The organism is Pseudoalteromonas sp. B131b, assembly GCF_037162545.1.
GTDB lineage: Bacteria > Pseudomonadota > Gammaproteobacteria > Enterobacterales > Alteromonadaceae > Pseudoalteromonas > Pseudoalteromonas fuliginea.
Window position 1 is genome coordinate 649,357 of the sequence record NZ_JARLUZ010000001.1, and the last position, 13,307, is coordinate 662,663.

The 13,307-nt window shown below is 40.8% G+C and carries 12 protein-coding genes and 1 pseudogene; 5 read left to right on the forward strand and 8 right to left on the reverse strand.

The features are described from left to right. Nucleotides 1-35 precede the first annotated feature (35 nt). The 7 genes and pseudogenes from P4S65_RS03085 to P4S65_RS03115 form a co-directional block, all read right to left on the reverse strand. Nucleotides 36-449, reverse strand: coding sequence for an OsmC family protein (locus tag P4S65_RS03085; RefSeq protein WP_306724500.1), 414 nt, complete (start codon nt 447-449; stop codon nt 36-38). A gap of 91 nt (nt 450-540) precedes the next feature. Then, complete coding sequence (locus P4S65_RS03090) at nt 541-888, reverse strand: DUF3802 family protein (RefSeq protein ID WP_007376264.1); 348 nt, start codon at nt 886-888, stop codon at nt 541-543. Between the two features lie 126 nt (nt 889-1,014). Continuing rightward, nucleotides 1,015-2,484 (reverse strand): succinylglutamate-semialdehyde dehydrogenase, encoded by a 1,470-nt coding sequence (gene astD, locus P4S65_RS03095; RefSeq protein ID WP_337119555.1) that lies wholly within the window; start codon nt 2,482-2,484, stop codon nt 1,015-1,017. A 15-nt stretch (nt 2,485-2,499) separates the two neighbouring features. Then, a pseudogene (gene astA / locus P4S65_RS03100) lies at nt 2,500-3,515 on the reverse strand (arginine N-succinyltransferase). Between the two features lie 85 nt (nt 3,516-3,600). Continuing rightward, nucleotides 3,601-4,806 (reverse strand): aspartate aminotransferase family protein, encoded by a 1,206-nt coding sequence (locus tag P4S65_RS03105; RefSeq protein ID WP_337119556.1) that lies wholly within the window; start codon nt 4,804-4,806, stop codon nt 3,601-3,603. 379 nt (nt 4,807-5,185) lie between these two features. After that, nucleotides 5,186-6,346 (reverse strand): HDOD domain-containing protein, encoded by a 1,161-nt coding sequence (locus P4S65_RS03110; RefSeq protein ID WP_007376260.1) that lies wholly within the window; start codon nt 6,344-6,346, stop codon nt 5,186-5,188. 46 nt (nt 6,347-6,392) lie between these two features. Continuing rightward, nucleotides 6,393-6,974: an anthranilate synthase component II gene (locus P4S65_RS03115; protein WP_007376259.1), complete on the reverse strand. Its 582-nt coding sequence runs from the start codon at nt 6,972-6,974 to the stop codon at nt 6,393-6,395. Between the two features lie 545 nt (nt 6,975-7,519). Between P4S65_RS03115 and P4S65_RS03120 the strand changes: the two genes are divergently transcribed. After that, nucleotides 7,520-7,768 carry a YdcH family protein gene (locus P4S65_RS03120; RefSeq protein ID WP_306724497.1) on the forward strand — a complete coding sequence of 83 codons (249 nt, stop codon included), beginning with the start codon at nt 7,520-7,522 and terminating at the stop codon, nt 7,766-7,768. A gap of 163 nt (nt 7,769-7,931) precedes the next feature. Here the strand turns inward: P4S65_RS03120 and P4S65_RS03125 are convergent, their stop codons facing one another. Then, a complete protein-coding gene (locus tag P4S65_RS03125; RefSeq protein WP_337119557.1) occupies nt 7,932-8,750 on the reverse strand; it encodes an SDR family NAD(P)-dependent oxidoreductase in 819 nt (272 codons plus the stop codon). Nucleotides 8,751-9,064: 314 nt separating this feature from the next. Between P4S65_RS03125 and galE the strand changes: the two genes are divergently transcribed. The 4 genes from galE to P4S65_RS03145 are packed head-to-tail and all read left to right on the forward strand — an operon-like array spanning nt 9,065 to nt 13,306. Next, on the forward strand, nt 9,065-10,078 hold the full coding sequence (gene galE, locus P4S65_RS03130; protein WP_337119558.1) for a UDP-glucose 4-epimerase GalE: 1,014 nt from the start codon (nt 9,065-9,067) through the stop codon (nt 10,076-10,078). Between the two features lies 1 nt (nt 10,079). Continuing rightward, nucleotides 10,080-11,144: a UDP-glucose--hexose-1-phosphate uridylyltransferase gene (locus P4S65_RS03135; protein ID WP_337119559.1), complete on the forward strand. Its 1,065-nt coding sequence runs from the start codon at nt 10,080-10,082 to the stop codon at nt 11,142-11,144. Next, the gene (gene galK / locus P4S65_RS03140; RefSeq protein WP_337119560.1) at nt 11,134-12,282 is read left to right on the forward strand and encodes a galactokinase; all 1,149 of its coding nucleotides are present in this window, start codon (nt 11,134-11,136) and stop codon (nt 12,280-12,282) included. The genes P4S65_RS03135 and galK overlap by 11 nt, the downstream gene beginning before the upstream one ends. A gap of 19 nt (nt 12,283-12,301) precedes the next feature. Further along, the gene (locus P4S65_RS03145; protein WP_096793908.1) at nt 12,302-13,306 is read left to right on the forward strand and encodes a Gfo/Idh/MocA family protein; all 1,005 of its coding nucleotides are present in this window, start codon (nt 12,302-12,304) and stop codon (nt 13,304-13,306) included. The last annotated feature ends 1 nt before the right edge of the window (nt 13,307 follow it).

The following is a 13,307-nucleotide window of genomic DNA, read 5'->3' on the forward strand; positions in this document are numbered from 1 at the left end:
CGGATTTTATACGAATTTTCCTTATGGAAAAAGCGTTATTTTGCTTGATCTTGCACAACTTCGTGGCTATGCGTAATTTCTACTGTTTTATCAAGCATTAATGCAACCGAACAATACTTTTCAGCAGAGAGGGAAACGGCGCGTGCAAGGTGTTTTTCAGACACATTATTACCTTTAACAACAAAGTGTAAGTTGATTTTAGTAAATACGCGTGGGGCTGTTTCGGCACGCTCTGAAGTAAGTTGAACCTGCACGTCTGAAAAATCTTGTTTGGCTTTCTTTAAAATACTGACAACATCGACTGATGAACAACAGCCAACCGACATTAAAACCATTTCCATAGGGCTTGGCGCGGCACTATCGCTACCAGCGTCAAAAACAATATTATGATTAGAATTAGAACGACCGATAAACGTATCGCCCTCAACCCATTTTACATTTGCTTGCATGTGCTTATCTCAAAAAAATATTTTCTTGATTGTAAGCAACTTAGCCGCAGTTGCAAATGAAAATGTACTAGGCGGCTATATAAGCAATTGATTAATACTGTTGCGAGACTGCATTATCGAATAAGTTTTTAACTAAACCAGCAAATTCATCTATAAATGCATGCTGCTCAACCGTGACAGGCTGTGTGGTGATACTACTGAGGACTTCTTCTAAATCGTAAACTATGCCGTCAACTTCGCGTACAATTAAGCTACGCTGCTCTGTATTAAGCTCTGTGTGCTGCTCACAAATAAGCATAACATTTTGCGCAATGACGTCTTCAATTAATTCCATTACTGTTGGGGCACCTGGTTTTATCTCGCCTGGCTTCTCAAACAATGCTAAATTTTGAGTTAGATACATGATCAAATCATCGTACCCTTGCCTATCTAAAACCATTTTTTATACCACCTTAAAATAATTAATTGCCATGATTTAATCAGAAAGCGACGCGAATTACTAGCTTTGCACGATAGCAATACAAAAAAAGCAGCCGAAGCTGCTTTTGTAGTTATTAAGTAGTACTTAATCTATTTTTAAACCTGGACTTAGCGTTGCTGGCATCGCTACTTTTTCAAGCTCAACTGAAGCAACTGGGTATGCACAGTAATCAGCAGCGTAATACGCGCTTGCTCTGTGATTGCCCGACGCGCCAATACCACCAAACGGTGCTGCACTTGATGCGCCAGTAATTGGGCGGTTCCAGTTAACAATGCCGGCACGAATACGACGTAAAAAGTGGTCATAATCTGCTGCACTATCACTTAATAAACCAGCCGATAAACCAAAGGTTGTATCGTTTGCTTTATCAATTGCTTGGTCAAAGTCGTCAAAGCGGAATACTTTTAAAAGTGGTCCAAAATGCTCTTCATCTGGGAAGTCACTAATGTTTGTACACTCAATAATGCCCGGTGTTACAAAACCGGTATTGGCTGTGTGCTCAAGTTCTACTAATACTTGAGCGCCAAGCTCAACAAGCTCGTTTTGCGCTTTAACCATGCCTGCTGCTGCCGCTGATGAGATCATAGAGCCCATAAATGGCTGGTCTGCATCATCGTAGTTGCCTACTTTAATCGCTTTAGTTGCAGTGATAAGGCGCTCTAAAATTGCATCGCCTTTGCTACCTTTAGGTAAAAACAATTTACGTGCACATGTACAACGCTGGCCGCTTGAGATAAACGCTGATTGAATAATATCGTGAACAACCGCTTTAATGTCTTCAACGTCAGTAATAATAAGTGGGTTATTACCACCCATTTCTAGCGCTAAAATTTTACCCGGTTGACCCGCAAACTGTTCATGTAAAATATGACCAGTACGCGAAGAACCCGTAAAGAACAAGCCATCAATCCCTTTGTGAGCAGCAAGGGCTTTACCCGTTTCTACTTCACCTTGAACTAAGTTAATTACACCAGCTGGTAAGCCTGCTTTTTCCCACAGTTTAAGCGTAAGCTCAGCAACCTTAGGAGTAAGTTCAGACGGTTTAAATACAACCGTGTTACCTGCTAAAAGTGCTGGCACAATGTGGCCATTAGGTAAGTGACCCGGAAAGTTATACGGACCAAATACAGCTACAACACCATGTGGTTTATGACGGATCATTGCACGGCCAAGTGGCATTGCGTTTTCTACGTCGCCAGTGCGCTCTAAAAATGCTTTTTCAGAAATGGCAATTTTACCAACCATAGCACCCGCTTCTGTGCGCGTTTCCCACAGTGGTTTACCAGTTTCTTGTGCAATAGTAATAGCGAGCTCTTCGCTGTTTTCTTTTAATTGCGCTGCAAATGCTTTAATTATTTCTAAACGCTCAGTAAAGCTTTTATCAGCCCATGCGTAAAACGCTTCGCGCGCTGCATTTACTGCGGTGTCTACTTGCGCCGCAGTTGCTGATGATGCCTGCCAAATAACGTCGTTATTTGCAGGGTTTAGCGAATTAAATTCTGTGCCTTGGCCTTGTGACCATTGACCATTTATAAATTGTGCAGGATGAGTCATATACTTTCTCCTAAATTAAATCGTGGTTGCACTAACAATATCGCCAGCTTGTAAATGCAATGCATCTGCTATTTCTTGCGATAAAATAAGGCTTTTTGCGCGCTCGTCAAATGTCATTGGCGCAACAGTTGCTCTAAAATCTTCAAGCTTTTCGTTCGCTAGTAACACCATGGTGTCGCCAGTCATTTCGCCAATTTCAACGTTAAAGTGATTTGCATTACGAATCGTCGCAATGTTATCTACTTTTGCTTCAACCGTTGGGCCGCCGTCAAAAATATCTACGTAGCCATTAAACGTAAAGCCTTCGCTTTTTAATAACTCGATTGCTGGGCGAGTGTTGTCGTGTACTTTACCTATTACGGCTTGCGCATCTTTACTTAGCAAGTTTACGTAAATTGGGTATTTAGGCATTAATTCAGCAATGAAAACCTTTTGGCCAATACCTGTTAAGTAATCGGCTGTTGGAAAATCCATTGAGAAAAAGTGCTCTTCAAGCCACTGCCAAAAAGGGCTACTGCCGTTTTCGTCAGACACACCGCGCATTTCTGCGATCACTGTTTGTGCAAAACGCTCTTGATGCTGTTTTATAAACATAAAGCGCGCTTTTGAAAGTAGCTTACCGTTACAATTTTTACGATAGCCATCTTTTAAAAACAATGTGCAAAGCTCTGTAGCACCTGTGTAGTCGTTACATAGCGTTAAAATATCAACCGCTTTGTAGACGTTTAATGTACGCGAAGAGTGAATCACTTTACTTAAGTGATAATGATAAAATGCATCATCAAGCCCTACCGCAGCTTCAATTGCAGACGTACCTACAACGTCACCGGTTTCGCTATCTTCAAGAACAAACAGGTAGCCTTCGTCACCAGGTTGTGACGTTTGTTTAGCAAAAGAGCTTACTGAATGGTCGATCTTTTTTGCAATAGTTCTTCGTTTAATGGCAAAGACGTAAAACCATGCCCTGATTCGTGGGCAATTTTCAGTAATGCTGAATAATCATTTTGCTGGATTGGGCGAAGGATCATCATGAGTCCGCTTGCTCCCTTATAAATAACGGTAAATAGGAATTGCAGGGCAAGCGGTGCTTGCCCTTAATTGGTTGGCTTAAGTCGCTTATGCGTTTACTACGCTTGCTACTGCTTTTTCAAAGCGCGCCATACCTTCGCAAATGTCCGCTTCAGGAATTACTAAAGATGGAGTGAAACGTACTACATCCGCACCAGCAACTAATGACATAAGGCCTTGCTCAGTACCTGCCACTAAAAACTCTTTTGCACGACCTTTGTATTGCTCGTTCACTACTGCACCAATTAATAAACCTTGGCCACGGATTTCGCTAAATACGTTGTATTTTTCGTTAACCGCGCTAAGTAGTTCATTAAATAATGCGGCTTTTGCTTTTACGCCAGCAAGTACTTCAGGCGTATTTACTGTATCAAATGCAGCTTCTGCAACAGCACACGCAAGCGGGTTACCGCCATAAGTAGAACCATGAGTACCTACTTTAAGGTGCTGTGCAATCTCAGTTGTTGTGATCATAGCGCCAATAGGGAAACCGCCGCCAAGTGCTTTAGCGGTAGTTAAAATATCAGGTACTACGTTTAAGCCTTGGTATGCGTATAAATCGCCAGTACGGCCAACGCCTGTTTGAACTTCATCAAAAATAAGCAGTGCGTTATGTTTAGTACATAAATCACGAACGCCTTGAGCAAACTCATCAGTTGGTGAAACAATACCGCCTTCACCTTGAAGAGGTTCCATCATTACGGCACATGTTTTGTCGCTGATAAGCGCTTCAAAAGCAGCTAGGTCGTTGTAATCACAATGTACAATGTCGCCTGGCTTAGGACCAAAACCATCAGAATATGCCGCTTGGCCGCCAACAGTTACGGTAAAGAATGTACGACCGTGGAAACCTTTGTTGAACGCGATGATTTGTGATTTTTCTGCGCCAAACTTATCAAGTGCAAAACGACGCGCTAATTTAAGCGCGGCTTCGTTTGCTTCTGCACCAGAGTTGGCAAAGTAAACTTTTTCAGCAAATGTCGCATCAACCATTTTTTTAGCTAGGCGAAGTGCCGGCTCATTGGTCATTACATTAGATAGATGCCAGATTTTTTCGCCTTGCTCTTTTAATGCGCCTACTAATGCAGGGTGGCAATGGCCAAGACAGTTAACGGCAATACCACCAGCAAAGTCGATAAACTCTCGACCTTGTTGATCCCATACGCGAGAGCCTTCGCCTCGAACAGGAATTACGCTTGAAGGTGCGTAGTTAGGAACCATTACGTGATCAAATAATTCGCGATTGACTGTCATTTTATTTCCTCTTAATTGTGAGCAACACAAAACATCAAAATAGGTGTTTGGTTACTATTTGTAACCAACTTTATAGGCAAGATCAGTAACCTGATAATTGCGCAAAATTGCTTTGTGGTTCAATTTTCAGACGCGCATTATTTCAGAATTACTTAAATCTGTCTCGTTAAAAACTTTCATGTATCCCTTTAAAATAAAGGGCTAAAGATATTATTTCATAGATAGTGAATAACTATTTGCATAGTCAATTATGCTCATTTTTAGACAACTAACCGCATGAGCACTGAGGCGCACACACTTTAAGTGTTAAATATGCAATATAACAATAGAGTGAGAATGAATGATTAGTCGCTAAAAAATTAACAAAAATTTTAAGTTTTTAGTCAATTTGAATAGCTAGATTGGTAAAATTACTTGTTTCGAGGGTTTTTAGTTCCGTTTTAGTGAACTTAAAGTACGAAAACCATGCTGTTGTTTCATCAGATTCAATAAGCTGGTGTTCTTTTAAATTTAGATATTGAGAGTAACAACGCGCTTTTAACATTACCTCGGTTAAAGGTAACATTGTATCGCCCTTATCGACTCCATTAACCAACTGCTGCATGACCCCTTGAAAGGGCAAATACTTAAATTTCATTTTCTCAATAACTTTAGCGCTGATAGCTAAAGATTGATTATTAAGTAACGTAGTTAAAAAAAGTGGGTCGGGTTTTAATTCTAATAACGCAGTGTGCAAGTCTTTGCGCTGCTCTTGGCGCGCTATTTGTACTTTACGTTGCCATACTTGCTCAAAAGTTTTTAAATATAAACGCACTAATGCGATTCGCCCTACATCTAAAAGCATACCAAGGGTAAATGCATGAATATCGTTTACATTGTTAATTTGCGCTATTTTTTGTGCTGCAATCGCATTAGCCATTGCACTATCACGTAGCCTGCGCTTTAGCAGTGAAAATGGTTCAGTACTGTGTGGCATCCAATGACGTACTGCAAAAGTAGGTATGACTAACTGTAAATTATCAAGGCCAATGTAGCGCAGAGCAAGCGCGGGGCTATCTACTTTTACTGAGGTGTTTTTACTACGCTGTTTTCGATAGTAAGGTAAATTAACGAGTGTGACTAACTCACGCCCAAGCCAGCTTAAATCGTTTACTAGAGGCTCTAGCCGCCCTACAGTTGCAGACTTAACCGCTAAAAGGTCAAGAATAGTTGCAATACCATCTTCAATCCCTAACGTATTTAGGATTACGGCATCCATGTCGCTTAGTTGCTTAAAAATAGCTGTTTCTATTGCTTTGTGAAGTACTTCACTCGCCTGAGCTCGATACTTATGATGCGCAGTACTGCTCTGCTGACGTTTATGTTGTGCTGCGACCTCAACTTGAAGCAACGTACGTTGCTTCATTGGCTCGCCATATTCTATTTCTAATGTATGAATAAAACCAATTTGCTGATGCGCAAAGCTATGACCAAGCAATAAATCATGTGCTCGTTGGTCAAGTATTTTAGCTGTTCGTTGTTGCGCTACAAGTTCAGTCATAACATCCATTCATTAGTAAATATAAAATAAGTATCGGTATTAAAAATTAGAAGCGCATTAAAAAGTTATCAAGCAGTGCTAATCCTTGTTCAGTTAAAATAGCTTCAGGATGAAACTGCACTCCCTCTATCGCTAACTCTTTATGGAGTAACCCCATAATTTCGTCAAATTCACCTAATTCGGTTTGACTCCACGCGGTTACTTCAAGCTCTTTAGGCAGTGTTTGTGCTTTAACGACTAAAGAGTGATAACGACATACCGTTAATGGGTTGGCTAAACCTTTAAATACACCTTTATTGGTATGAACTATGGGCGATGTTTTACCGTGCATAATTTTTTTAGCACGAATGACATCACCACCCAAAGCTTGTGCGATGGTTTGGTGTCCCAAACAAATGCCTAAAATTGGGTATTGCCCTTTTAGCTGCTCAACCACGCTTAACGATATACCAGCTTCGTTAGGTGAGCAAGGACCCGGCGATAACACGATGTGTTTCGGGTTTAACTGTTTTATTTGTGCAATGCTTAGCTCGTCATTACGTTTTACTAAAACGTCTTGATCTAAACGCTGAAAATATTGCACTAAGTTGTAAGTAAACGAATCGTAGTTATCGATCATTAACAGCATTACACAACAGACCTTATAAATTATTGACCACTACTTCATACAAGTGGTACTAAGCGCTGCATTCTACCACTATTAATTAACCAACATAAATTAGCAAAAAGCGTTAAAAACTTGCTCTTTTAACTAAAATAGCAGCTCAAGATAGATTTATTGCCCAGAGTTCAGGTTACTTAAGTTTGATTCCACTCATAGTCGCTTAACTTCTGTGGTTATTCTACTTCCTCGTATCTTGAGCAATAATATCAAGCTCTAAGCTTTTCACGAGTAGTTAATACGACTATTTCAGCTGTATACCCCAGCCATAAATTATTGACCGCTAAAGTACGTGCGTTTATCGATCATTTTATTGCCTGCTTTGGTGAAGTCCCTTATTGGAAAAAACAATAACTGCTAAAAAGTAAAAGCGGTTGTTTGCGCTATATCAAATTAAGTTGGCAATGGTTGATTTATGATTGTTTAAACCCCAGTGTATTATGTGAAGGTAATAATTCACTTAAACAACTCACTTACTTGTGAGCTCATTTATATCCTATTAAGGAGCGAATATGTTAGGCGAAGACCACTCATTAACAAACGACTTTCCAGATCATTTAAATGCCATTGCAACACTCAATACTGACGATTCTGAATTTGCCGAAAAGGCAACACAATACGATAAGTTAGACAAAGAAATAAGAGTATTGGAGCTTAAAGATGCGCCAATTAGCGATGAACAAATGCATCAATTAAAGCATGATCGCTCAGAATTAAAAGATTGGCTATACCAGCGTTTACTTCAAGTCGAACAACACTAAAAAGTAAAAAAGAGTTCGCTGTAAACAGTGAACTCTTTGATCGTCTTCAATCAAAAATCTATATTACTTTACAAAATCACCCACTGGATTCATAAACACAGTAGCAGGGCTTTAAAGTTGTCATAAAGCGCGTCCTCAACAGTCCACGTAATAGGTGTATTCATTATAATTCACCTAATTTAAGCTGTGCTAAAACACTATCTAATGTATCAACTAGTTGTTGGTTTTTAGTCTCGTTTAATGCATCTATATGTGGCGGTGCAAAACGCTCAGCATCGTTATCAAAATACAAACCTGTGGCGTTGTTAAATTCATCGCTAAGCGCAGCACGATAAAAAATATCAGCTCCTAATTTTAGATCTCCACCGTCTAATCCGTATGCATCTTTAACCATTTTGCTACCCAGTAACGATTTTGGATTTACTGATACAACTAACGGACCTACCTCTTTTAATTTAAGTCCTAGATAGCGCGACCACATCGTAATAGCTAACTTACTTTGTGCATAAGCGTCACCATCCGAAAGCGCCTTATTACCAATAAGTGCATCAAGGTTAACGCTTGATTGCGCGGCCGATGATACGTTAACTACACGCGCATTTTTATTTAATAGTGGTAACAGTAATTTAGTCAGTAAATAAGGTGCAAATGTATTTACGGCAAAACGCGCATCAAGGCCATCAGGTGTTGTTACCTTCTCAAGCTTGAATACACCAGCGTTATTAATAAGTACGTCAATTTGTTTATGATCTGCGCTTATCTGTTCTGCCAAATAATGTACCTGTGACATTTCGCTTAAATCGGCCACATAGCTTTGAGTACTTGCTTGCGGGTAATGCTCGTTTAACATTGTCTGTACATTATTAAGCTTTTCTATATTACGACCATGCAGTAATACCGTGTGACCTTGGGCTAGTAACATTTTTGCCGTCTCTAAACCAATGCCATCTGTTGCACCGGTGATTAAAATGATTTTTTTCATGTGTATGCCCTCTCAGTGCAACATTAAAGTAGTTAACCTGAACTCTAGATAATAAATATCTTAACCAGGGTTGTGGTTAGTTAAAGCCCAGTTACAGTCTTAAAGTAAATTATGCAGCTATCGTAGCACCCCAATACCGTCGTGATAATTAGCCGTGTAATAGAATCAGTTTATAAAATAAATTGATAAAGCGAGGATCTGATGAGCGAATGTTTTTTATTCTTCTATTTGAATTTTGCTCTAATCATTACTATTGTTTTTACACCCCCTTAATAGTAGTATTTATCATATAAATATACTTTTCGAGAAATAACATGAAAGTTTTAGTTACTGGCGGCATGGGTTATATAGGTAGCCACACATGTATTGCATTGCATGAAGCAGGCATTACGCCTGTTATTTATGATAACTTGTCTAATGCAAGTGCGCGGGTACTTGACCAACTCGAAAAGATTACAGGTACTCGGTTTGAGTTTATTTTGGGTGACATACAAAACGAGCAACAGTTTAAACTCGCTCTAAAACATACTAAAGCCGAAGCTGTTTTTCACTTTGCAGCTTTAAAAGCCGTTGGCGAATCAACTGAGCAACCACTGCGTTATTATCAAAATAACGTGTCGGGCACCTTGAGTATGCTACAAAGCATGCAAGAGGCTGGCGTTAACCATATTATATTTAGCTCATCGGCTACTGTGTACGGCGAACCAGACTACCTCCCTATTGACGAAAAGCATCCTATACGCGCAACCAACCCTTATGGTTGGACTAAAGTCATGGTTGAACAAGCCATGCAAGACGTATGTAATGCCAACAGTCAATTTATGGGTATTGCGCTTCGTTACTTTAACCCAGTAGGTGCACACCCAAGTGGTTTATTAGGTGAAAGCCCTAATGGTATTCCTAATAACTTAATGCCATTTATTGCCCAAACTGCAGTAGGTAAGCGCGACGTGGTAAATATTTTTGGTGACGACTACGACACCGAAGATGGCACCGGCGTGCGCGACTATATTCACGTTTTAGATTTAGCGAAAGGCCACGTTGCCGCTTTTATGCAGCACAAAACAGACACCGCTTTTCATGCTTATAACTTAGGCACAGGGCAAGGTTATTCTGTGCTTGATATGATTAAAGCATTTAGCGCATCAGCCAATAAAGATATTCCGTATAAGATTGCACCGCGCCGTGCAGGTGATATTGCCTGTAACTACGCCGATGCCACAAAAGCGCAAAACACACTTAACTGGCACGCAGAACTAACACTTACCGACATGACAAACGACACATGGCGCTGGCAAACTAATTACCCAAGTGGGTTGGAGAGTTAATATGGCTTTATTAGAAAGTACTCACAGACGTAAAAATCCGCTAACGGGTCGTTGGGTATTAGTGTCACCACATCGTAATAATCGCCCATGGTTAGGCGCAACAGAAGCTGTTAACGAAAACGTATTACCAAAACACGATGAAAACTGCCCACTTTGTCCTGGCAACACCCGTGCAAATGGCGACAGTAACCCAGATTACAAATACACCCATGTATTTAGAAATGACTTTGGCGCACTCACACCTAATGCCAGCGAGCAATTACAAGGCTTAGAGTCAGACAGCGATTTATTTATTGCCGATGAAGCCAGTGGCGAATGCCGCGTAATTTGTTTTTCTCCAGAGCACAATAAAACACTACCAGAGCTTAGCCAAAATGCATTGCACGAAGTAGTAAAAACTTGGAAACAAAATTACACAGAGCTTGCACAGCAGTACGAATGCGTACAAGCTTTTGAGAATAAAGGCGAAATCATGGGTTGCTCGCAACCTCATCCTCACGGCCAAGTATGGGCTCACTCACATTTATCAACGGAAATAGAAGCCGAAGATAACCAGCAGCTTACCTATTATAAAAAGCATGGCACAGCCTTGCTTGCCGATTACGCGCAAAAAGAGCAAGCAGATCAAACTCGTGTAGTATTTGAAAACGAGCACTGGCTTGTGGTTGTGCCATTTTGGGCTGCATGGCCGTTTGAAACAATGCTAGTAACTAAAGATAACATTCAAAACTTTAGCCAGCTAAACGATGCACAAACCGACTCTTTAGCTCAGGCTCTTAAAGTATTAACCACTAAATACGACAACGTATTTAATTGCAGCTTCCCCTACTCAATGGGTTGGCACAATGCACCGGCCAATAGAGGCTCTGATGAGCAGCACTGGCGCTTGCATGCACATTTTTATCCGCCGCTACTTCGCTCTGCTACCGTTAAAAAACACATGGTAGGCTACGAAATGCTAGGCGAAAGCCAACGCGATTTAAGCGCAGAAACCGCCGCTTCTATTTTAAAAGCAGCCAGTACCACACATTATAAAGATACAGTAGGACACATAGATGAAGCTTAACGAATTCCAACAACAATTTTTGTCACTGTATGGCGCGCCTGCACAAGGTATTGCTGCCGCCCCTGGGCGTGTAAATCTAATTGGTGAATTTACTGATTACAACGATGGCTTTGTTTTACCGTGTTCGTTAGCATTTCGTACCCAAGTTATGTTTAAACAGCGCGACGATAATATTATCACTGTGCGCTCTTTAAATTACCCAGGCGAGCAAGACCGCTTTAGCGTTGATGAGGCAATCAGCGAAGGCCAATCGCAATGGGGTAACTATATTCGCGCGGTGGCTTTTGTACTTAAACGAGCAGGCCATACATTACGTGGCGCTGACCTACTTATTGATAGTAATTTGCCGCAAGGCAGTGGCTTGTCGTCATCGGCTGCACTCGAAGTTGCTGTTGGCGGTATGTTTAACCATATTGCACAGCTTGGTTTACCACCAGAGAAAATTGCGTTATTTGGCCAAGAAGCCGAAAACGACTTTATGCATTGCCAATGCGGTATTATGGATCAGCTTATTTCGGCTAAAGGCGAGAATGGTCACGCACTTTTAATTGACTGCGAAAACTTAGCGACTACGGCAGTAAAAGTACCAGATGATTTAAACATTGTTATTGTTAATTCAAACTACCCGCGTAAATTAGTTGATAGCGAATACAACCAGCGCCGTATTGACTGCGAACAAGCTGCTGTAAAAATGGGTGTAGAAACACTTCGTCAAGCAACCATGACTGGCTTGCAAGCAGTAAAAGCGACATTAAGTGAAAACGAATATAAACGTACACACCACGTAATTAGCGAAAACGACCGCGTAATTGCAGCAACTACTGCACTGCAAAATAACGATATGGATGCACTTCGCACGCTAATGGCAGCATCGCACCAATCACTTAAACACGATTTTGAAGTAACCGTACCGGCAACTGATGGCCTAGTAGAAATTTGTAAAGAAGCGATGGGCGAGCGCGGCGCAGTACGTATGACAGGGGGTGGTTTTGGTGGCGCAATTGTATGTTTGTGTCGTGATGCTGAAGTACCACTAATTAAAGCAGCGGTAGAAAAGCATTACTTTGAACGCTTTAGCTTAAATGCTGATATTTACGTATGTTCAGCGGGTTCAGGATTACAAATTACGTCTTTTTAAATAAACTTAAGGAATAAGCATGGCAAAGGTTAATTGGGGTATTATTGGGTGTGGCAATATAGCTCACACCTTTGCTAAAAGCATTGCACATTGTAGTGATGCACAGCTTATTGGCGCTGCATCAATGAGTATGCAGCGCGCTAAAGAATTTGCCACACCGTACAATATTCAAGGCTATGAAAGCTATCAAGCTCTTATGCAATGCCCAAATATAGATGCTATTTATATTGCCAATACGCACGATCAACACTTTAAAACGATAGCCCAATGCTTAAAACACAATAAGCACGTGCTTAGCGAAAAACCAATTACCGTTAATGCTAAGCAGTTGCAAAGCCTCACTGAGCTTGCAAAACAACAAAACTGCTTTTTAATGGAAGGCGTTTGGATGCGATTTTTACCAGCCATAGTAAAATTACAACAGCTCCTAAGTGAAGGTGTTATTGGTAATGTGCACAGTGTTAATGCCAACTTTAGTTTACCTGGAAGCTTTGCCGACACTCACCGATTAATGAACCCTGTAACAGCGGGTGGCGCCCTGCTCGATTTAGGTATTTACCCTATTTCGATTGCTGATGTGGTATTTAATAAAGCCCCTGAACACATCAAATCCTTTGTACATAAAAGCACAACCGGCGTTGATGAGCGAAGCACGGTTATAGTTGATTACGGTAACGGGCAATTAGCATCTCTTGCCAGCGCACTGCAGCAAAATGGCCCAACAGAAGCATGTATTAATGGTGAGCTTGGCTATATTCGAATACCTCAGTTTGTAGGTGCACAAACGCTAGAGCTACACATAAACGACCAAGACCCTCAGTACTTTGAATACAACTTTAGCGACAATGAAAACTTTAAGTTTGAAATTGCACATGTCACGCAGTGTATATTACAAAAACAAACCCAAAGCAGCGTATTACCACTGGGTACTAGCTTGCGAGTTATGAACATAATGGATACCTTGCGAGCACAATGGCAGCTGCAATATAGCAATACCGTCGAGTCGGCTGAACTGACTAATTAAA